This window comes from Prevotella sp. P4-67 (assembly GCF_002251325.1).
Lineage (GTDB): Bacteria > Bacteroidota > Bacteroidia > Bacteroidales > Bacteroidaceae > Prevotella.
In genome coordinates, this window is the sequence record NZ_NPJL01000058.1 from 1 (window position 1) to 18,890 (window position 18,890).

Sequence of the window (18,890 nt, forward strand, 5' to 3'; positions counted from 1 at the left end):
AAGACAATACTCAACTTTCAATAGGGTTAAGAGAATAAATTCAACCTTGACTAGGGTTAAGTAAAAAAACAATCAACTTATAGTCGGGTTAATGTAAAATCCATTCAACTTTTTTCAGGAAGGTACACACCTCTACCCTGGGCTGGGGAACCGCAACTCCTACAGAGTTGCTGCTGCTGACGGCCTGTCAAATGGGTCGTATCTCGATTTTACATAGTGGATGGTACGCATCTCGGCGACTCCATTACCTTTCCGCGACGCACATCGCCACGCCGGTGACCTTCGGTTTAGAGTTGCCGCTGCTGACGGGTAGCCTGTGGGTTGGATATGGACTTGTCATTGGTATAAATTACGTTGATGTCGTGGGCGTGGGATGGGGCCGCAGTTGGCTGGTACGCACCCCCGGCAACTCTGACAGAGTTGCGATTTCATAGCCCAGGGTTGCGGGCACAGCCCGCTACCCTGGGTAATGCACCCACTAATATAGCTACTCTGTAAGAGTTGCGTTTAGCCGAAGGCGTTACTTGCAGCAGGATAATTGCCAGAAACGGGTTGGTGGAAATTATAAGATTGAGTATAACGCCTGCGGTCATTCGCAACACTCCCCACGCTGCCATCCCTTGTTAATAATTGTGTGCCGGTATGGTTTTTTATCGGAAAACATTTGTTGGCATTGAGTTTTTTACGTAATTTTGAGGCGCAAATGCAAATGTAACTTACGCCAACCACTAAAACATGACAATGACTGACACAAACAGCTTTGAGGGACTCATCTCACGCCTGCGCTCACTGGGCCGTAAGGTTCGTGTGGCAGCAGTGTGTCCCAACGACAACTCTTCGGCCGAGGCGCTGAAGCGTGCCGCCGGTGAGGGATGGATAGAACCCATAGTAGTAGACAATGCCGACCCTGCCCAGGCTGCCGCCGAGGCTGTGGCGATGGCCCATAGAGGCGAGTCTGATGTGCTGATGAAGGGGCTCATCAGTTCGGACATCCTGCTGCGTGCCATCCTCAACAAGGAGGTGGGTCTGCTGCGCCGTGGTGAGGTGCTTACCCATACTGCCGTGGCAGAGATGCCCGGCTATCACAAACTGGTGGCATACAGCGATGCCGCCGTCATACCTTATCCCACCCAGGAGCAGCGCATCAGCCAGACCCGCTATCTCGCCACCCTTTGCCACGGCATGGGCATCGACTGTCCGCGCATCTCGCTCATCCACTGTTCCGAACATATCGACGAGCGCCACTTCCCCCATACCGGCGGCTATGCCGACATCATCGAGCGCGGCCGTCAGGGCGAGTTTGGCCCCTGTATCATCGACGGCCCGCTGGACCTCAAGACCTCGATGTGTCCTGAGAGCCTCGCCGTCAAGGGCATCGACTCTCCCTTGGGTGGCGACGCCGACGCCCTGGTGTTCCCCGACATCGAGGCGGCCAACGTGTTCCACAAGACCATCACCCTGCTCGCCTCTGCCCGCATAGCCGCTGTGCTGCAGGGCCCCGATGTGCCCGTGGTGATGCCTTCGCGCGGCGACGATGCCGACAGCAAGTACTACAGTCTGGCCCTGGCTGCCCTCCAATCACTCAAAAACGCCTGACCCCATGCATATATTAGTCATCAATCCCGGCTCGACCTCTACCAAGATAGCCGTGTATCAGGACGCCACCCCCATCATGCTGCGCACCATTCGCCACACGGTGGAAGAACTGGCGCAGTTTGACGAAGTCACCGACCAGTACGATTTCCGCCGCAAGCTCGTCATCGACGAACTCAAGCGCATGGACATCGACTATCTCTTCGAGGCTGTGATAGGCCGTGGCGGTCTCGCCAAGCCCGTCTCGGGCGGTGTTTACGAAATCAATGAGAAGATGCTCGACGACACACGTCAAGCCATCCACAAGCACGCCTGTGACCTGGGCTGCATCATGGCCTACGAGATAGCGCGCATGATACCCGGTTGCCGTGCCTTCATCGCTGACCCCGGCGTGGTAGACGAGCTGTCGCCCCTTGCCCGCATCTGCGGTTCGCCCCTGATGCACCGCATCTGCATCTGGCATGCCCTCAACCAGCGCGCCATCGGCCGCCGTTATGCCCAGGAGATAGGCCGCCGTTATGAAGACCTCAACCTCATCATCTGCCACATGGGTGGCGGCATCTCTATCGCCGCCCACGAGAAAGGCCGTGCCATAGACGCCAACAACGCCCTCGACGGCGAGGGACCCTTCTCGCCCGAGCGTGCCGGTTCGCTGCCTGCAGCCGACCTGATACGCCTCTGCTTCAGCGGTCAGTTCACCGAGAAGGAACTGCTCAAGCGCATAGCCGGACAGGCTGGACTGATAGCCCACCTGGGCACCAACGACATGAAGGAAATCGAGAGCCGCATAGCCCGTGGTGACAAGCACGCCGAACTGGTGGTCGACGCCATGATCTATCAGGTGGCCAAGAATATCGCTTCCGAGGGCGCCGTGCTCTGTGGCAATATAGACGCCATACTGCTCACCGGCGGACTCGTGCGCTCCGACTATCTCGTCAGCCGTCTGCGCGAGCGCATCAGCTTCCTCGCCCCCATCCACTGCTATCCCGGCGAAGACGAGATGCAGGCACTGGCGTTCAACGCCCTCGATGTGCTGCACCACCGCCGCGAAGCCAAGGTGTATGAGTAGGCTGCCGCTGGAAGCATAGACCGACAACGGTCTGCCACTGGCGCCACCGCTGCCAGCCTGGCGGACCCGAAAGATTACACAGTCTGCCGCCGTGGCGTCAATCACGGCGGCAGACCTGCCATAAAAGGCGAGGCCAAGCATACTGGCGCTCGCCTTGTCAGTATCACATATAACAGTAAGTATTATGGGAATCATCGAAACTCTTATCATCGTGTGTGCGACAGCCGTCGTGGTGTGGGTGCTGGCGCGCATAGGCAACAGCCGACAGGCGGCACGCACCATGCTCCTGCAGACCGAGAACGACACCCTGAGGGCACAGGCAGAGCAGCTGCAGCGCCAGACCGAAGAACTCAGACAGCAGCACAGCGTGGCCATTACCGAGCGTGAACGCTATGCCACACAAGCCGAGACCTACGGCAAGCAAGCCCAACAGTTGCAGGCTGCCATAGACCAGCAGAAAGAGGAACACCGACGTGAGCTCGAGACTCAGGCAGAGAAGATGGGTGAAGAGTTTGCCCGCCAGAGTGCCGAGCTCAAGGCCCTCTATGAGAAGCAGAAGACTGAGACCGACGAGCACTATCGCCGTCAGTTCGACGAGATGCGCCAGCAGCAGGCGAAGCAGATGGAACAGCAGGCCGAGCTCATCAAAGAGCAGATCAACACCGCCTCGGAGACCATACTCAAGAAGCGGAGCGAAGAGCTCACTTCCAAGAACAGTGAGCAGCTGTCGGCCATCCTCAACCCGCTGCACGAAAACCTCAAGCAGATGCGTGAGGCGGTGGAGCGCAACGACCGCGACCAGGCCGACCGCATGGTCAAACTCGACGCCACCATCAAGGAGAACCTGCGTCAGGCCAAGGAGGTGGGCGAGCGCGCCGACAAGCTGGCACAGGCGCTCACGAGCGAAAACAAGGTGCAGGGCAACTTCGGCGAGCTCCAGCTGCGTACGCTCCTTGAGAATATGGGGCTGGAAGAGGGCGTGCAGTTTGAAGAGCAGTCGACCATGCGCGATGAGCAGGGCAAGAGTCTGCGTGGCGACGACAGCGGATGCCGCATGATACCCGATGTCATCCTCCACTTCCCCGGCAACCGCGATGTCATCATCGATGCCAAGATGTCGCTCAAGGCCTTTGAGGACTACCACAACGCCGAGACCGACGAAGAGCGCGCCCAAGCCTTGGAGCGCCACATCACGTCGGTGCGCAACCACATCAAGGAACTCGCCGCCAAACGCTACTACGAATATACCGGCAAGGGGAAGGCCAAGCTCGACTTTGTGATGATGTACATCTACAGCGAGAGTGCTCTGCAGCTCGCCCTCGCCAATGCACCCGACATCTGGAAGAGCGCCTACGACCAGGGCGTAATCATCTCGGGCAGCCAGACGCTCTATATGATGCTCCGCGTGCTGGAGATGACTTGGCGACAGGTGCGCCAGGCCGAGAACCAGGAAGAAATCATGAAGACTGCCAACGAACTGGTCAATAGGGTGCAGCTCTTCTATGAGCGCTTCCAGACCGCCGACGACATGCTGGTCAAGACGCGCCATGCCTTTGACGAGGTTAAGGGTGTCACCGCTCCTGCTGGCAAGAGCATAGCCACCTCTGCCCGCAAACTCATCAAAATGGGTGCTAAGGAGAATCTGAAGCGCAAGGCAAGACTGCCCCTCCCTGTCGAAGAGGCTGAAGAGGAAGACGCCGACGAAAGCGTAGAATGATAAGGGTGTAGGGCAGACAGCGACCTACATGGTTATATATAAGTAAACAGATATATAGATGAACAGAATCGTCATACTCGGCACCGGCCACGCCACCGTCACCCGGTGCTACAACACCTGCTTTGTCCTGCAGACCGACACGACCACCCTGCTGGTCGATGCCGGCGGCGGCAACGGTATACTGCAGCGCCTCAAGCAGGCGGGGATAGCCATCAAGGACCTGCATCACATGTATGTCACTCACGCCCACACCGACCACATCCTGGGCACCATCTGGGTGATACGTATGGTGCTCTCGGCTACGGGCTATGAGGGTCGGTTTCATGTGTACAGCCATGCTAAGGTGCTGCGCGTCATCAGCATGATTTGCGGCGAGACGCTCTCGGCCAAGCACCGCCGCCTGATGGGCGAGCGTGTGGTCATGCACGAAGTGGGCGACGGTACCGGCTTCAATGTAGGCGACATAGGGATGCAGAGTTTCGACATCCACTCCAAGAAGGAACCCCAGTATGGCTTCCGTGCCACGCTGCCTGGTGGCGCGGTGGTGGTGTGTCTAGGCGACGAACCCTACAACCCGCTCTGCCGTCGCTACGCCGAAGGCGCCGACTGGCTCATGAGCGAAGCCTTCTGTCTCTATGCCGACCGCGACCGCTATTATCCCTATGAGAAGAGCCACAGCACGGCGCTCGATGCCGGACGCGTGGCTCACGAGCTCGGAGCACGGCATCTGATACTCTACCACACCGAAGACGACCACCTCGACACCCGCCGCCAGCGCTATGCCGACGAGGCTGCCCAGGAGTATAAGGGTGGGATAGTGGTACCCGATGACGGTGATGTGATAGACTTGTAGCAAGAGGGTCTATCCCAAGGTGGATAGACTATAAATACTTCTATGGAGAGGATTTAGGGCGGGAGAATTGTACTCTTTATAGTTTTGGCGGACAGCAATAAAACGGAATAAAATAATTGCTACATCGCTCCATGAATGAGAAAAAACAGTACCTTTGTGAACATGAATCCAAAATAAATTATAGATATGAACAAGCTTTTAATCATGCTATTTTCATTGCTTACTGTTGTGATGTTAAGCAGTTGCGATGAAGTGAAAGACTCGCCCCTTTTGTTTAAGGCTACTTCAAATACTAATCCTGAATATATAAGTGTCAGCTATTATCCCGAAGAAATAGGTATAACTTTTTACCCTAAGGTATCGAAATACTTCATCTATTCGTATACTTATATTGATGGTGATTTAGAGCTGACATGCACTAACTGCGACAATATTAACTATTCATTAGATTGCAGTTTTGGAATAGAAAGAAACAATGAAGGGAAAGATATCTCTGCCACCGAGGAAGAGGTTGGTGTCTCTGTGAAAAATACTGACAATAAGATACTTCGCATTCACTTTGCCAAGTTGAAGGATGAAGATTTCCCGTCGGGCTTCTTAATCGCAAAAGCCACTATAAAAGTATATGGTCGAGTAGGAGGAAAAGATGTAACCACAAATATTTCGGTTTATCGCTCAAGGTTTCGTAAGCAATCTGATGATGACATTAGTAAAAAGTAAAGACATCAAAGACTATGAAACTTCAATGAAGCGAAACTTCTCCTAATCAGCCTTTCAGTAAAGCCTTTGTCTTGCGCCCAAGCAACGTAGGACAAGGGCTTTTCCTTTGTGGGCAGCAGCCCAGTCTTCACCTCCTGTTACGCTTCGTTTCATCTGCACCTTTAGCTTTTGCGATCTCTCAGGCGTGGGAGTCAATAACGAAAGGTAGCCAATCCCGATTTTCAAAGGAGTTATGGCGTGGCGCATCGCCTTTCCTGCACTTTGTGCATCTTTCCTATGCTGTTATCAGGTAGCTTACTCCATCGCTTCATGCAATATCTGTTGACGAACCTCACTTGTGTCACCAAGAGTAAGTTCAATCTCGACCGCTTCATCGCCACCTCGCTTGGTGTCACTACCTTCTAAGATGACAAGTCTGCCTATGAGTATGATGTGGAGTCCTCGATGCTTACCTTCGAGGAAGTCAAACTCTTTTCGCAGCTCCTATATTTTGAGGTGAATGGGATTGAGGTGTATATGTAGTTTGGTTACCAAGTTATGTTAATTGGCTGCTATTTTGATTGTTCCGCTGATAACATCGGTTTGCATCTGAAGAACATGTATGGTACGAATGAATTGAACCAGGAGGCAACTACCGAGAAAATCTCGGTAGTTCAACAAGAAGGTGCGAGAGTGGTTCGGCGCAACACGTTGTTCTATAACCTCGATGCCATCATCTCCGTGGGCTATCGAGTCAATCTTATCCAGGACAGGGATATAATATAACCAATTACGGCAAGTCCAAGGCGGATAGACTATAAAACCGGGAAGCCTCGCCCGTCCCCCGTTATGGCTGGGACGAGCGAGGCTTCTCCTTTTCTTCTTCAAAACCGAAGGCAGCGTCGCTCTCGCCACGCATAGCCTCGCGCAGGTCTTTCCAGTTCTGAAAGCCGGCAAGCAGCGCAAGTCGGTCGAGTGTCTTGTCTGATGGGCGGCGACCGTGAGTGACCAACTGCCACAGCCGGCGGGCATCAACATGGCGCACGATGCCCGATTCCAATCCTCTGAGAAGTGTCTCTAACTCCCGTTTCATAACATCTGATAATTGCTCATAAACAATATGGGTGCAAAAATACGAAAAAATACTGTATGTCAGCCACGGGGTGTAATCTTTTTTTCGTAATTTTGCACCCGAAAGTATATAATACTCACAAGATGAAAGAACTTGCACTTAAGTACGGATGTAATCCGAACCAGAAGCCTTCCCGTATCTTTATGGAGGAAGGCGAATTGCCCCTCCAGGTTATCAACGGCCGCCCAGGCTACATCAATTTCCTTGACGCCCTCAACTCCTGGCAGCTGGTGCGCGAACTCAAAGCTGCCACAGGACTGCCCGCCGCAGCGTCGTTCAAGCACGTGAGTCCGGCAGGAGCTGCCATCGGTCTGCCCCTGACCGACACGCTGCGCCACATCTACTTTGTCGATGACGTAGACTTCGAGCTGTCGCCCTTGGCGTGTGCCTATGCTCGTGCCCGCGGTGCAGACCGTATGTGTTCGTATGGCGACTTTGTGGCGCTGAGCGATGTGTGTGACAAGGCTACTGCCCTGCTCATCAAGCGCGAGGTAAGCGACGGCGTGATAGCTCCGGGTTATACCGACGAGGCTCTCGCCGTGCTCCGCGACAAGCGCAAGGGTACCTACAACGTGATACAGATAGACCCCGACTACCAGCCCGCGCCCATCGAGCGCAAGCAGGTCTTTGGCATCACCTTCGAGCAGGGACGCAACGAGATACGCCTCGACGATCCCGCTCTCTTTGAGAACATCCCTACCCAGAACAAGACCTTCACCGATGAGGCTCGCCGTGACCTGGTCATCGCCCTCATCACCCTGAAATATACCCAGAGCAACTCGGTATGCTATGTCAAGGACGGACAGGCCATCGGTATCGGCGCCGGACAGCAGAGCCGTATCCACTGCACCCGTCTGGCTGGCAGCAAGGCCGACACATGGTGGATGAGGCAGTGTCCCAAGGTAATGGCGCTCCCCTTCAAGCCAGGCATACGTCGCGCCGACCGCGACAACACCATCGACGTGTATATCTCTGACGAGTGGGAAGACGTGCTGCGCGACGGCACTTGGGAGATGTTCTTCACCGAGAAGCCAGAGCCTCTCACCGCAGAAGAGCGCCGTGAGTGGCTTGCCCAGAACAAGGGCGTGGCACTGGGCAGCGATGCCTTCTTCCCCTTCGGCGACAACATCGAGCGTGCCCACAAGAGCGGCGTAGAGTATATCGCACAGGCTGGAGGCAGCATACGCGACGACAATGTTATCGATACCTGCGACAAGTATGGCATAGCCATGGCGTTTACAGGTGTACGCTTGTTCCATCATTAATCCATCACAGACTATGGCAGACATCGACGATATCATCGAGGGCGGACTTGTGTTCAGAAGCGCGCCCAAAGGCAATGGCGGTCAAGACGGTAAAGTGAAGACCAAAGCCAAGAAGAAAAAGTATATCACCGGTGCCCACGGCTCGGGCTCGGCAAGGCAGAAAGCCAAATACCGTGAACAGAGAGCCAACCGAGGCAAAGGCAGAAAGTAACGCCAATGCTGATACAGAAAATGGGGACTATACGCCAACCAAGCGGCGGATAGTCCCCATTGTTGTTAAACTCTATACTGGATTAGAGGGCGAACTTGTAACCTACGGTAATCTGGAATACGCTGTTCTTGTAGTCGCTGTTCTCATATACCTTGGTGAGGCCCCAGTTGTAACGGCCGTCGATGACAACATTGTCAAACTGGTAAGAAACGCCGATTGGAATAGAGAGGTCTACAGTCTTGGCGTCTACGCTTGTGGTGACAGATGAACTGCCGCGGGCTGCCTTGTACTCACTGTTTACGTTGAAACCGGGCTGAAGACCGAGTTTGACAGCAAAACCAGGAGCTACATATACGTTGGCAAGCAGAGGGATGTTGATGTAGTCGGCCTTCAAGGTCTCGGTAACACCGCCGTCCTTGTACTTGGCACCCTGCATCGAGTAGAGAGCTCCGAAGCTCAAGCCTACCATGTCAGAAAGACCATATTCAAACTCACCACCGGCAACAAGACCGAAACGGGCATCAGAGCCTTCGCACTTCTGGAAGTCTGCGATGTTAAGACCTACTTTTGGGGCAAATGTGAACTGTCCTACGCTGTTCTGGGCGAATGTGGCTGCTGAGGCCAGTAACATTACTGCTACAAATAAAATCTTTTTCATGATCTATGTGTTTTGAGTTAATACTATTGGCGCCGTCGGTAATGGCGGTGCCATTTATCTGCTGCAAATATAATGTGTTATTGCAAACTGTGCAAGAGTTGTAGCCGATTTTTTTCACATGCTGTTCTAAAAGTTGCGCAACTTGTTCGGTTTTTTCACTCGTCAGGGCATCGGGCGGTGCAATGATGGTCATGCGGAGCGTGCTTTTCACTGTCTGTCATGTATTTTTATCGGAAATTGGGGTATGTTTCAGTATTTTTGTCGTAAATTTGCAAGAGATAGTGGTGGGGCGCAGCTCCAAGGGCGCCGTAACACCTTATTATATATATAATGTGATGCACGTGATGAAGAAATATATCCTTATTGTCCTGATGGCGGTAGTAGCCACGATGGCTGCCGATGCCCAGGAACGCAAGGTCGAGAACCGCCCTTATACCGACCTGCGCCCATTCCATTTCGGTATACTCGTGGGAACCCACATGCAGGATATGGAGATGGTCAACGTAGGCCCGCAGACCATCACCGCCGAGGACGGAACCCAGCAGCAGGTGCTCATCTCTGCCGACCAGGACCGCTGGGATGCTGGTCTCAACGTGGGTGTACTTGGCGAATTCCGTCTGAGTCAGAATTTCCAGTTTCGTGTAGCCCCAGCCCTCTACTTTGGCAACCGCCATCTCACCTTCCATCATCAGACCCAGACCGACGCTGGTGGCAACCGCATCGTGCGCTATCAGGACCTGAAGTCTATCTACGTGTCTTCGGCGCTCGACCTCATCTTCGCCGCGCCGCGCTTCAACAATCACCGTCCCTATATCATGGCGGGTATCAACCCCATGATTAATCTGAGCGGCAGAGATGACGACATCGTGCGACTGAAGCGTTATGACACCTTTGCCGAGGTGGGCTTGGGCTGCGACTTCTACCTGCCATACTTCAAGTTGAGGCCCGAACTCAAGTTCATGTTCAGTCTCATCAACAGCCTTGACACCTCCCATCCCGACAAACTCAAGGACGACGCGATGAAGCCTTTCGCCCGCAGCATCAGCGAGACGCGCACCAAGATGATAGTGCTTACATTCTACTTTGAATAGACCCTAAAACGAAACTCATTAACTATTAAAAATAAACAACCAATGAAGATTAAACACATCTCGATGATCGTGCTGCTGTGGATGCTGACCATCCAAGCCACGGCACAACAAGTGAAATGGATGAACCCCATGGACGGTGACGAGCCCTACATCTGCGGACGCGCCTGGAACAAGGAAATGGGAAAGAGTTATGACCGTCTGCCCGAGCGATTCGCTGCCACGCTGCCCAAGAACGTGTGGAGCCTGAAGGCCCAGACCGCCGGCGTCATCGTGCGCTTCGTCTCCAACTCCAAGACTATCCGCGTGCGCTACGGATGTCCGTCAAACAACTACAACGGCTTCAATATGACCGGTATCAACAAGTCGGGCGTAGACCTCTACGGCAAGACTCCCGACGGTGATACCCACTGGATAGCCAACCACATGAGTTGGAAGATGAAGGCCGACACCGCCCGCATGGAATGGCAGAACCTGACCTTCAAGAACAAGAGCCGTGGCGTGGAGTATACCCTCTATCTGCCCAACTACAACGGCGTGAAGTGGCTCGAGGTAGGTGTCGACGCCAATGCCAGCTTCCAGTTCATCCACCAGTCGCCCGAGCGCCCCATCGTCATCTACGGCTCGTCCATCATCCAGGGTGCCTCTCCCTCGCGTCCCGGTATGGCGATTACCAATATCGTGGAGCGCGAGATGGAATATCCCGTCATCAATCTGGGCTTCTCGGGCTCAGCCCGCATGGAGCCTGCCGTTTTCGACATGCTCAGCGAGATCAACGCCCGTGCCTTCGTCGTTGATGCTATGCCCAACAGCTTCAACCTCAAGGAGCCCGAAATCATCAAGCGTGCCAAGGAGGGTGTGATGAAGCTGCGCGCCAAGAGCGATGCCCCCATCCTGCTCTGCGAGTGCCACCCCACGCCCGACAGCGTGTTCCGCGCCAATGTCGCCGCCAAGTACAACCGTGGCAACGCCGCTCTCCACAAAGCCTACGATGAGCTCAAGGCAGAGGGAGTCAAGAACCTCTTCTATATGAACAAGGCCGACATCGCCTTTGGCGAAGAGTATATGATAGAGGGTTCTCACCCCAACGACCTGGGTTGCCGCGTCTATGCCGACGCCTATATCAAGAAGCTGCGCGAGATGCTCGCCGAGGACGCACCCAACAAGGTGTTCCCTCCCGTCACACAGCGTCGCGACGGATGCTATGAATGGCGCGTGCGCCATAACCAGGTGGTCGAGCTCAACCACACTACCGACCCCGAGATACTGCTTATCGGCAACTCTATCACCCACTTCTGGGGCGGCAATCCCGTCAACGGTGTCAACAATGGCGGAGCCGCCTGGGGCAAGACCTTCGGCAAGCGCCGCGTTACCAATATGGGCTTCGGATGGGACCGTATAGAGAACGTATTCTGGCGTATCTACCACGGAGAGCTCGAGGGCTGCAAACCCAAGCACATCTGTCTGCTCATCGGTATCAACAACTACTATGTCAACACCGAGGAGGAGATAGCACAGGGTATCGTTGACCTCACAGCCCTCATCCGTGAGCGCCAGCCCCAGGCCAAGATTCACGTGCTCAAGGTCTATCCCGCCAAGAACCGTGAGGTCAAGGTGGCACGCATCAACCAGCTGCTCGAGCAGAAGTTTGTGGCAGACGACAAGACCGAACTCGTAGACCTCACCGACTGCCTGACTCTCAAGGACGGCTCGGGCAAGATTGACCCCACCTGCTTCATGAAGGACGGACTGCACCCCAACGAGAAGGGTTACACCCTGCTGGGCAAGCAGCTCAAGAAGCACCTCAAGTAAATCATCCCCATCATCAATGACAAAGCCCTCGACGCCGATAGCGTCGAGGGCTTTGTGGTAGATGGTCGCTGTGATTACTTGCGCTTCACCTTCAGTTCTATCTTGCCTACATAGATGGCGTGCTTGCCGTTCTGGTCTACGGGTACCTGGCGGCCGTCGAGGTCCTTGACATAGCGTAGCGTCTGGAAGTAGGTGTGGCTATGGCCGCCCAGCACCAGGTCGATGCCGCGCGAGTGGCTTATCACCTCCTGGTCGCTCATGCCGCGCTCGAGCCAACCCAGATGCGACAGGCAGATGACTACATCGCAGCCTTCGCGAGTGCGCAGCAGCTGCGCCATCTCGTTGGCGGTGGCGATGGGGTCGAGGTATTCCACGCCGCCTATCTTCTTGTCGTCCACGAGACCCTTGAGTTTGGGGTCGATGCCGAACACGCCGATGCGCACACCCTTGACGTGGAACACGCGATAGCGTTCGACCTTGCCCTCGAGCGGTGTGCCCGTGAAGCGATAGTTGGCGCAGAGCACGGGGAACTTGGCCATGTCGAAGAGACGTGCCATATTCTCCACGCCGAAGTCAAACTCGTGGTTGCCTATGGTCGAGGCGTTGACGCCCATACGGTTCATCAGCTCTATCTCCACTTCGCCCTTGAAGAGGCTGTAGTAGGGTGAGCCCTGCGAGAAGTCACCGCTGTCGAAGACCAGCAGGTCGGGGTCCTTGAGCCGCTCCTGGCGCAGCATCTCGATGCGGCGCAGAAAGCCGCCACGGCCTGCCACGGCGGTATCGGCGAGGTTGGGGTTGAGCGGCAGGATGCAGCTGTGGGTGTCGTTGGTGTGCATGATGGTGATGGTCACCGTCTTGCGGGCTGCGGCTGCGGTACATACGACGATGGCGGCAGCCAGTATCATGATGCGTTTCATAAGTCTTCTCCTATGTTTACTGGACCTTGATACGCCCCTCAATGGCAGCGTCGACCGTGCCATGGGTGCGGAAGTAGTCCATGATGATATATCTCACGTTGTTCTCTTCGGTCTGTGGCGACACCAGCTGCGTCTTCTGCTTGAAGGCGTCGAGCTTGTCGTTGCCCTGGGCCAGATAGTCCAGGGTGGCTATGCGGTAAGAGGCATTGGGGTCTATGGGCTTGCCTCCCACGGTGGCGGAAACCAGCTTGTGGTCGCTGCTGATGACCAGTGCCACCTCGTGGCTCACTCCCTCGCCGCCTACTGCTGCTATCTGCTCGAAGAGGCGGGTCACCTGGGCGCCGGTGAGGGTGAGCAGGCACAGCTTGTTGTCAAAGGGGGCCACATCGACCACGTCGCCGATGGTCACCTTGCCCTTGGCGAGCGAGGCGCGGATACCGCCCATGTTGTATACGGCAAAGTCGGGATGCTCGCCGAAGCGGGCTGAGCCCCATATCAGTATGTCGCTCAGTAGATTGGAAAGCGCGCCTTCGGGGCGGCGCACGGTCAGGTCGCGGGCGACGGTGCCTACCACCGGACTCATGAGCGAATCGACTTTGTGGGTGTAGGGCGCCAGAAACTTGTGCGCCTCGGTGTCTTGGGTGTCGTACCGGCTGTCTATCAGGATGCGCGAGCGCGTAATCTCGCTTACCTCGTAGTGGGACCGGCAGCCCGCTATCGCCAGCGCGACGGGGAGGACGAGAGCCAAAAGGGTTTTCTTCATATTTGTAATGTCGTTTAGTTGATTGCAAGGCGCATGGTGGCTCGGCGAGCCTCGCCTCGGTGCAAAAGTAGGAATATTTTTTGACTTACGCTTGGCTTTGCGCTGCTTTTTTTCGTGTGGCGGGGTGTTTTGGGCGTGTTCGGACGGTGGTGATGGTTACTGCCAGCCTCTGATCTGCTCACGGTAGACAGGCGGGAGTAGACTCCCGGGCAGGGTAGGGTGGCTACGGCGGTCAGGGGTATGTCCTTTATCCCCAAACGGCCATTAGGGCTTGCTTGGATTTTGCTTTTAGAGTGGATTTTGTTTGGCTTATTGCTGGCAAAAGTCCTGTCGGGGTAACGCCTGCGGCTAAACGCGACACTTACAGCGTTGCTATATTAGTGGGGGTATCTTACCCTGGGTAGCGTGCTTTCGCCCACAACCCAGGGCTATGTAATCACAACTCCATTACCTTTCCGTGGCGCACTGCGCCACGCCGGTGACCGTTGGTTCAGAGTTGCCAAGGTTGCGTACCATCCACCATGGGCTACCCCATCATTGTATGCGCACAACACATCATGGGCAAACATCATTCCACCCTTGGGTGCATACCATCCATCATGGTTAGCCAATTACTGCCAAATATGTTTGACCCTTCATATAGGCAGACGGTACGCACCCCCGGCAACTCTGTAGGAGTTGCGATTCCCCAGCCCAGGGTTGAGGTGCGCAGCGCCTCTACCCTGGGTATACATACAAAAAAGAAATGCAACGCTGTAAGTGTTGCGCTTAGCCGAAGGCGTTACTCACAGCAGGAAATGCAAATACTTTTGGCTTTTAATGAGTAATAACGAGCTATTGCGAATAACAAAACAAACAAAAGATGCCTTGTAAAAGACCATAGACTGAGAGCAGTCATCTGGTAACACGGCAAACGGCATATTTATATATTTGGGAGTGATTTTTGCGCCAGCAGGGGTGTTTTACCCCCCCCGTTTGGCTTTTTTTTGAGGTAAAATGTAAAAATATTAAAGAATTATGATTACATTGTTAATAATTTTTGTTACTTTTGCACTGTTTGTTTACTTAGACTAACCCGATGCGGGTAATCCGTCCGAAATGGCGGACCATGAAGGACGACGTTTTCCGCATAAACGAGAATGAAAGAGATTTCCCTTAGGGGAATTACCGATGTGAAGAATTATAATAATCATCATGCTGGGCAAAATTTACAACTGGTATTTTCGCAAGTCAGCCTTACCCCGCTGGGCTGTTGTGATTTTTGATGTCGTGCTGTGCTTCTTCAGCGCTCTGTTCGTTATCTGGCTGCGCCATAGTGCGCAGGATATCCTCAACGAGTGGTCATTGCTGTTCCCCTCATTGCTGGCTATCTGCGCCGCCAATGTCGTGGGCTTCCGTGTCTTTCGTACCTATTCGGGCATACTGCGCTTTTCGCAGTTTGTAGACTTGTTGCGCATAGCCTACTCCACGCTTCTGGCGTTCTTTGTCTATCTTGCGTTCAATTATGCAGTCATCAACTACGGTTGGGAGAATGTCTTCTATGCCTTCACCGGACGTAAGCTGATAGCCATCTTTGGCGGCATACTCACCGTGTTGTGCATCTCGCGCATCATCATCAAGATGGTGTTTGAGAATGCTCTCGTGGGCGACCACGCACGCCGCACCCTCATCTACGGAACCCACGCCGGAGCCATAGCCATCACCAACGAGGCGCTGAACACCAAGCCCGTCAAGTTTGTCATCGACGGATACATCGGCGACAGCAAGCCCCACTACAAGGAAAGACTCATGGGACGACACATCTATTCGACCCGAGAGGACCTGGCTGCCATCATACGCAAGCGCAAGATAGAGGCAGTGATGGTGAGTCCGCTCAAGCACGACCTCTTTCTGAAGAACCGCAAACTGCAGGACCTCTTCATCGAGGCAGGACTTAAGATATACGTTGCCCAGAGCACAGAGAAGTGGGACAAGGATGGCGAGACACAGATGAAGGTGTCGATGCGAGAGGTGAAGATAGAGGACTTGCTGCCACGCGAAGAAATCAAAGTCGACATGGACAGTGTGGGCAAGCTGCTCAGCGGCCGCAAGGTGCTCATCACAGGTTCGGCTGGCTCGATAGGCAGCGAGATGGTGCGACAGATAGCCATCTATCATCCCGCAGAGATGATGCTCATAGACCAGGCAGAGACGCCACAGCACGACATCCGTCTGATGATGAAAAAGGACTATCCAGACATCTTGGCGCACACCGTGGTGACAAGCATCTGCAAGCAAGACCGCATGGAGGCAATCTTCAGTGAGTTCCGCCCAGACTACGTGTTCCACGCCGCAGCCTACAAGCATGTGCCCATGATGGAAGACAACCCCAGCGAGAGTGTGCAGAACAATGTGTGGGGTACCAAGGTGATAGCCGACCTCAGTGTCAAGTACGGCGTCAAGAAGTTTGTAATGATTTCCACCGACAAGGCGGTCAACCCCACCAATGTGATGGGCTGTTCCAAGCGCATCTGCGAGATTTATGTGCAGAGCCTCGACAAGGCCATCAAGGAGGGCAAGATAGAGGGTGTCACCCAGTTTGTCACCACGCGCTTCGGCAATGTGCTCGGTTCCAACGGCTCTGTCATCCCTCTCTTCCGCAAGCAGCTGGCAGAGGGCGGTCCGCTCACGGTGACCCATCCCAAGATTATCCGTTTCTTCATGCTCATCCCCGAAGCCTGCAAACTGGTGCTCGAAGCCGGTACCCACGGCAAGGGTGGCGAGATATTCGTCTTCGACATGGGCGAGCCCGTGAGGATAGCCGACCTGGCACGCCGAATGATACAGCTCAGCGGTGCCAAGAATGTGGAGATACGGTTCACCGGACTGCGCGACGGAGAGAAACTCTACGAAGAGGTGCTTAGCGAGAACGAGAACACGCTGCCTTCATTCCACGAGAAGATACGTATCGCCCAGGTGCGCAGCTATGAATATGAGGACGCCGAGCGCGAGATCGAAGAGCTGAACGACATCGCTGCCGGTTACGACGACATGGCTACGGTGGCTAAGATGAAGCACATCGTGCCCGAGTATATCAGCAAGCACTCCAAGTACGAAGTCCTCGACAAAGACTCGACCGTAGCATAGCCCACGCATCCACTGATACCCATCAATGGCATCGCCCCGCCCATATAGAGATATGTGGGCGGGGCGATGTGCGTTTGTGGGGAGAGATGGGGCTGGGGCAGAGGTGCCGGCGGTGGCATCAGCGGCATCATCGTCGCCCCAGTGGCGTTCTCAGTCGTCCTCGGCTCGGTCGCAGCCGGCAACTTAGACGCGGCTCACGATTTCGTCGATGCTCTTGCGCTTCTTCTCGGGCTGCTGACAGTCGTTGGCAATGTGGCCGATAGGGATGATGGCGACAGGCTCCATCGGGGCTTGGGCAAACAGCTCGCGGGCGAGAGCCACATTGAAGTTGCATACCCAGCAGGTGCCCAGACCGCGCTCGGCGGCTGCCAGGCAGAGATGCTCGGTGGCTATGGCGAGGTCTATGTCGCCGTGGGCGTGGCTGTCTTCGGCGCGCACCCAGTTTTCTTCCGTGTTCTTCAGACAGACGATGTAGAGTGGGGCAGTGGCAAACCATTCGCGGTCGTAGCATCGGCGCAGACGGGCTTTGGCGTCATCGCTCTCCACGATGACAAAGTGCCACGGCTGGCGGTTGCAGGCAGAGGGAGCCATGCGCACACACTCCATGATGTAGTCGAGGTCGGCTTGGGCGACAGCCTCGTCAGTGAAGCGTCTTGCGGAGAAGCGCTTCTCGGTAAGTTGAAGGAATTCCATAATCGTAGCAATCAAAAAAGCGACACGCCCCATTGCTGGAGAGTGTCGCTCTAAATCGTTGTGTTGTCTCTATGCGATTATTCGCCCAGGCTGATAGCCTCGTTGGGGCAAACACTTGCGCAAGTGCCGCACTCTGTACAAGCGTCGGGGTTGATAGAATACTTTTCGCCTTCAGAGATAGCGCCTACAGGACACTCATCGATACATGTACCGCAAGCGATACAATCGTCACTAATTACGTATGCCATAATCTTTAATTTTATATTGTTAATAATCTTGTTCTCAATACATCATAGCAGGTTCTCCATGCACCACAGCTCGTTTGCTCAGCGCCACAGCCAGTTCGCCATGCGCCACAGCTCCTTTCCGCTGCGCTACAGCCAGTTCTCAGCGCGCTATGGCAGTTTCCTCTGCACCATAGGCTGTTCTCTATGCACGATAGAATACCTACTAATGTTGGTTGCAAAGTTACAACTTAATTCTGACATACCTACAAATAGTGATAAAATTTTTATAGTTTTTCCCGTTTTTTTATTCTTACCCCTCCCTTCACGCCGTGCTCACCTCCACAATATTTATGACCATCTCTGCGAAAATTATGACCATCTCCACGCCGCTGGAGGGTACCTCCACGAAAATTATGATGACCTTCACAAAAATTATAATGGCCTCCACAAAAATTATGATGACCTTTGTGAAGATTATAATGACCTCCACAAATGATATAACCACCTCCGCGTTCTTGCTGTCCATCTCCGCCACACCCCAAGTCCTTTTCACCCCGAAGGAGCATCTTCCGAAACCTGTGCAGGTCAATGGCGTGACGCCCGAAGTTCTAATCTTTTCCGCCGAAACCTTGGTGGTTTGACGATTATGCCGTAATTTTGTGGGCGCACAGCCCGAACCGATAGCTCGGAAGGCTGATTGCTATACCTTATTATATATATAGAAGAATTATGGACCAAAAGAATAACGAGCAGACCATGCAGCTGCAACTGGACATTAAGCCCGAGGTGGCTCGAGGCATCTATGCCAACCTGGTGTTGATTAACCACTCACACAGTGACTTCGTGATAGACTTCGCGCAGGCATTGCCGGGCATGCCCAAGCCCGAGGTGGCAAGCAGGATGATTATGGCGCCCGAGCACGCCAAGCGCCTGCTCATGGCGTTGCAAGAGAATGTGCTAAAGTACGAGCAGGCTTTCGGGCGAATTGACCTCGGCACCGCTGAGGACCAGCGCATGATACCTCCCATTGCCCCCACCAGCGGCGAGGCCTAAGGCATACCCCCCGA

At 54.4% G+C, this 18,890-nt stretch carries 20 protein-coding genes and 1 pseudogene; 14 read left to right on the forward strand and 7 right to left on the reverse strand.

The features are described 5' to 3' along the window. Positions 1-741: 741 nt before the first annotated feature. From CIK92_RS09900 to rhuM, 7 genes and pseudogenes are all read left to right on the forward strand, one after another. Positions 742-1,596, forward strand: coding sequence for a phosphate acyltransferase (locus CIK92_RS09900; RefSeq protein WP_094387443.1), 855 nt, complete (start codon positions 742-744; stop codon positions 1,594-1,596). Between the two features lie 4 nt (positions 1,597-1,600). After that, positions 1,601-2,662: a butyrate kinase gene (buk, locus tag CIK92_RS09905; RefSeq protein ID WP_094387442.1), complete on the forward strand. Its 1,062-nt coding sequence runs from the start codon at positions 1,601-1,603 to the stop codon at positions 2,660-2,662. A gap of 184 nt (positions 2,663-2,846) precedes the next feature. Beyond that, positions 2,847-4,379, forward strand: coding sequence for a DNA recombination protein RmuC (rmuC, locus tag CIK92_RS09910; protein ID WP_254046053.1), 1,533 nt, complete (start codon positions 2,847-2,849; stop codon positions 4,377-4,379). A gap of 58 nt (positions 4,380-4,437) precedes the next feature. Beyond that, positions 4,438-5,232: an MBL fold metallo-hydrolase gene (locus CIK92_RS09915; RefSeq protein ID WP_094388973.1), complete on the forward strand. Its 795-nt coding sequence runs from the start codon at positions 4,438-4,440 to the stop codon at positions 5,230-5,232. Positions 5,233-5,418: 186 nt separating this feature from the next. Beyond that, complete coding sequence (locus CIK92_RS09920) at positions 5,419-5,952, forward strand: hypothetical protein (protein WP_094388974.1); 534 nt, start codon at positions 5,419-5,421, stop codon at positions 5,950-5,952. A 276-nt stretch (positions 5,953-6,228) separates the two neighbouring features. Continuing rightward, positions 6,229-6,357: a hypothetical protein gene (locus CIK92_RS14200; protein ID WP_256387335.1), complete on the forward strand. Its 129-nt coding sequence runs from the start codon at positions 6,229-6,231 to the stop codon at positions 6,355-6,357. A 150-nt stretch (positions 6,358-6,507) separates the two neighbouring features. After that, positions 6,508-6,699 (forward strand): annotated as a pseudogene (gene rhuM / locus CIK92_RS09925) (RhuM family protein); the annotation flags it as partial. 79 nt (positions 6,700-6,778) lie between these two features. Here rhuM and CIK92_RS09930 read toward each other — a convergent pair. Further along, a complete protein-coding gene (locus CIK92_RS09930; protein WP_022311322.1) occupies positions 6,779-7,024 on the reverse strand; it encodes a hypothetical protein in 246 nt (81 codons plus the stop codon). Between the two features lie 56 nt (positions 7,025-7,080). On the opposite strand from CIK92_RS09930, the gene CIK92_RS09935 reads away from it, so the two are divergent. Together CIK92_RS09935 and CIK92_RS09940 are read left to right on the forward strand one after the other, a co-directional pair. Beyond that, positions 7,081-8,328 (forward strand): phosphoribosylaminoimidazolecarboxamide formyltransferase, encoded by a 1,248-nt coding sequence (locus CIK92_RS09935; RefSeq protein WP_094388975.1) that lies wholly within the window; start codon positions 7,081-7,083, stop codon positions 8,326-8,328. 13 nt (positions 8,329-8,341) lie between these two features. Next, positions 8,342-8,539 (forward strand): hypothetical protein, encoded by a 198-nt coding sequence (locus CIK92_RS09940; protein ID WP_022311324.1) that lies wholly within the window; start codon positions 8,342-8,344, stop codon positions 8,537-8,539. An 82-nt stretch (positions 8,540-8,621) separates the two neighbouring features. Here the strand turns inward: CIK92_RS09940 and CIK92_RS09945 are convergent, their stop codons facing one another. Next, complete coding sequence (locus tag CIK92_RS09945) at positions 8,622-9,197, reverse strand: porin family protein (protein WP_094387437.1); 576 nt, start codon at positions 9,195-9,197, stop codon at positions 8,622-8,624. A gap of 344 nt (positions 9,198-9,541) precedes the next feature. On the opposite strand from CIK92_RS09945, the gene CIK92_RS09950 reads away from it, so the two are divergent. Beyond that, positions 9,542-10,288 carry a porin family protein gene (locus CIK92_RS09950; protein WP_022311326.1) on the forward strand — a complete coding sequence of 249 codons (747 nt, stop codon included), beginning with the start codon at positions 9,542-9,544 and terminating at the stop codon, positions 10,286-10,288. A gap of 42 nt (positions 10,289-10,330) precedes the next feature. Continuing rightward, complete coding sequence (locus tag CIK92_RS09955; protein WP_094388976.1) at positions 10,331-12,097, forward strand: SGNH/GDSL hydrolase family protein; 1,767 nt, start codon at positions 10,331-10,333, stop codon at positions 12,095-12,097. A gap of 74 nt (positions 12,098-12,171) precedes the next feature. Here CIK92_RS09955 and CIK92_RS09960 read toward each other — a convergent pair whose 3' ends face one another. Continuing rightward, complete coding sequence (locus tag CIK92_RS09960) at positions 12,172-13,014, reverse strand: bifunctional UDP-sugar hydrolase/5'-nucleotidase (protein ID WP_022311328.1); 843 nt, start codon at positions 13,012-13,014, stop codon at positions 12,172-12,174. A gap of 16 nt (positions 13,015-13,030) precedes the next feature. Next, the gene (locus CIK92_RS09965) at positions 13,031-13,777 is read right to left on the reverse strand and encodes a 5'-nucleotidase C-terminal domain-containing protein (protein ID WP_022311329.1); all 747 of its coding nucleotides are present in this window, start codon (positions 13,775-13,777) and stop codon (positions 13,031-13,033) included. Positions 13,778-14,916: 1,139 nt separating this feature from the next. On the opposite strand from CIK92_RS09965, the gene CIK92_RS14205 reads away from it, so the two are divergent. Together CIK92_RS14205 and CIK92_RS09970 are read left to right on the forward strand one after the other, a co-directional pair. Beyond that, on the forward strand, positions 14,917-15,042 hold the full coding sequence (locus tag CIK92_RS14205) for a hypothetical protein (RefSeq protein WP_256387336.1): 126 nt from the start codon (positions 14,917-14,919) through the stop codon (positions 15,040-15,042). Next, complete coding sequence (locus CIK92_RS09970; RefSeq protein WP_254046055.1) at positions 15,032-16,903, forward strand: nucleoside-diphosphate sugar epimerase/dehydratase; 1,872 nt, start codon at positions 15,032-15,034, stop codon at positions 16,901-16,903. Before CIK92_RS14205 ends, CIK92_RS09970 begins: the two co-directional genes overlap by 11 nt. A gap of 183 nt (positions 16,904-17,086) precedes the next feature. Here the strand turns inward: CIK92_RS09970 and CIK92_RS09975 are convergent, their stop codons facing one another. From CIK92_RS09975 to CIK92_RS09985, 3 genes are all read right to left on the reverse strand, one after another. Then, the gene (locus CIK92_RS09975) at positions 17,087-17,596 is read right to left on the reverse strand and encodes a nitroreductase family protein (RefSeq protein ID WP_094388978.1); all 510 of its coding nucleotides are present in this window, start codon (positions 17,594-17,596) and stop codon (positions 17,087-17,089) included. Between the two features lie 77 nt (positions 17,597-17,673). Next, a complete protein-coding gene (locus CIK92_RS09980; RefSeq protein ID WP_022311332.1) occupies positions 17,674-17,844 on the reverse strand; it encodes a 4Fe-4S binding protein in 171 nt (56 codons plus the stop codon). A gap of 301 nt (positions 17,845-18,145) precedes the next feature. Next, positions 18,146-18,412, reverse strand: coding sequence for a hypothetical protein (locus CIK92_RS09985; protein WP_144008222.1), 267 nt, complete (start codon positions 18,410-18,412; stop codon positions 18,146-18,148). A 140-nt stretch (positions 18,413-18,552) separates the two neighbouring features. Here CIK92_RS09985 and CIK92_RS09990 point away from each other — a divergent pair, with 140 nt between their 5' ends. Then, positions 18,553-18,876, forward strand: coding sequence for a DUF3467 domain-containing protein (locus CIK92_RS09990; RefSeq protein WP_094387431.1), 324 nt, complete (start codon positions 18,553-18,555; stop codon positions 18,874-18,876). Positions 18,877-18,890 lie beyond the last annotated feature (14 nt).

Coding starts and splice junctions, on each gene's coding strand:
- CIK92_RS14200 (WP_256387335.1), top strand. CDS start 6,229: ATGCTGTTATCAGGTAGCTTACTCCATCGCTTCATGCAATATCTGTTG.
- CIK92_RS09950 (WP_022311326.1), top strand. CDS start 9,542: ATGAAGAAATATATCCTTATTGTCCTGATGGCGGTAGTAGCCACGATG.
- CIK92_RS09960 (WP_022311328.1), bottom strand. CDS start 13,014: ATGAAACGCATCATGATACTGGCTGCCGCCATCGTCGTATGTACCGCA.
- CIK92_RS09955 (WP_094388976.1), top strand. CDS start 10,331: ATGAAGATTAAACACATCTCGATGATCGTGCTGCTGTGGATGCTGACC.
- CIK92_RS14205 (WP_256387336.1), top strand. CDS start 14,917: ATGAAAGAGATTTCCCTTAGGGGAATTACCGATGTGAAGAATTATAAT.
- CIK92_RS09900 (WP_094387443.1), top strand. CDS start 742: ATGACTGACACAAACAGCTTTGAGGGACTCATCTCACGCCTGCGCTCA.
- CIK92_RS09965 (WP_022311329.1), bottom strand. CDS start 13,777: ATGAAGAAAACCCTTTTGGCTCTCGTCCTCCCCGTCGCGCTGGCGATA.
- CIK92_RS09920 (WP_094388974.1), top strand. CDS start 5,419: ATGAACAAGCTTTTAATCATGCTATTTTCATTGCTTACTGTTGTGATG.
- CIK92_RS09990 (WP_094387431.1), top strand. CDS start 18,553: ATGGACCAAAAGAATAACGAGCAGACCATGCAGCTGCAACTGGACATT.
- CIK92_RS09915 (WP_094388973.1), top strand. CDS start 4,438: ATGAACAGAATCGTCATACTCGGCACCGGCCACGCCACCGTCACCCGG.
- CIK92_RS09940 (WP_022311324.1), top strand. CDS start 8,342: ATGGCAGACATCGACGATATCATCGAGGGCGGACTTGTGTTCAGAAGC.
- CIK92_RS09935 (WP_094388975.1), top strand. CDS start 7,081: ATGTCAGCCACGGGGTGTAATCTTTTTTTCGTAATTTTGCACCCGAAA.
- CIK92_RS09975 (WP_094388978.1), bottom strand. CDS start 17,596: ATGGAATTCCTTCAACTTACCGAGAAGCGCTTCTCCGCAAGACGCTTC.
- CIK92_RS09930 (WP_022311322.1), bottom strand. CDS start 7,024: ATGAAACGGGAGTTAGAGACACTTCTCAGAGGATTGGAATCGGGCATC.
- rmuC (WP_254046053.1), top strand. CDS start 2,847: ATGGGAATCATCGAAACTCTTATCATCGTGTGTGCGACAGCCGTCGTG.
- CIK92_RS09980 (WP_022311332.1), bottom strand. CDS start 17,844: ATGGCATACGTAATTAGTGACGATTGTATCGCTTGCGGTACATGTATC.
- CIK92_RS09945 (WP_094387437.1), bottom strand. CDS start 9,197: ATGAAAAAGATTTTATTTGTAGCAGTAATGTTACTGGCCTCAGCAGCC.
- buk (WP_094387442.1), top strand. CDS start 1,601: ATGCATATATTAGTCATCAATCCCGGCTCGACCTCTACCAAGATAGCC.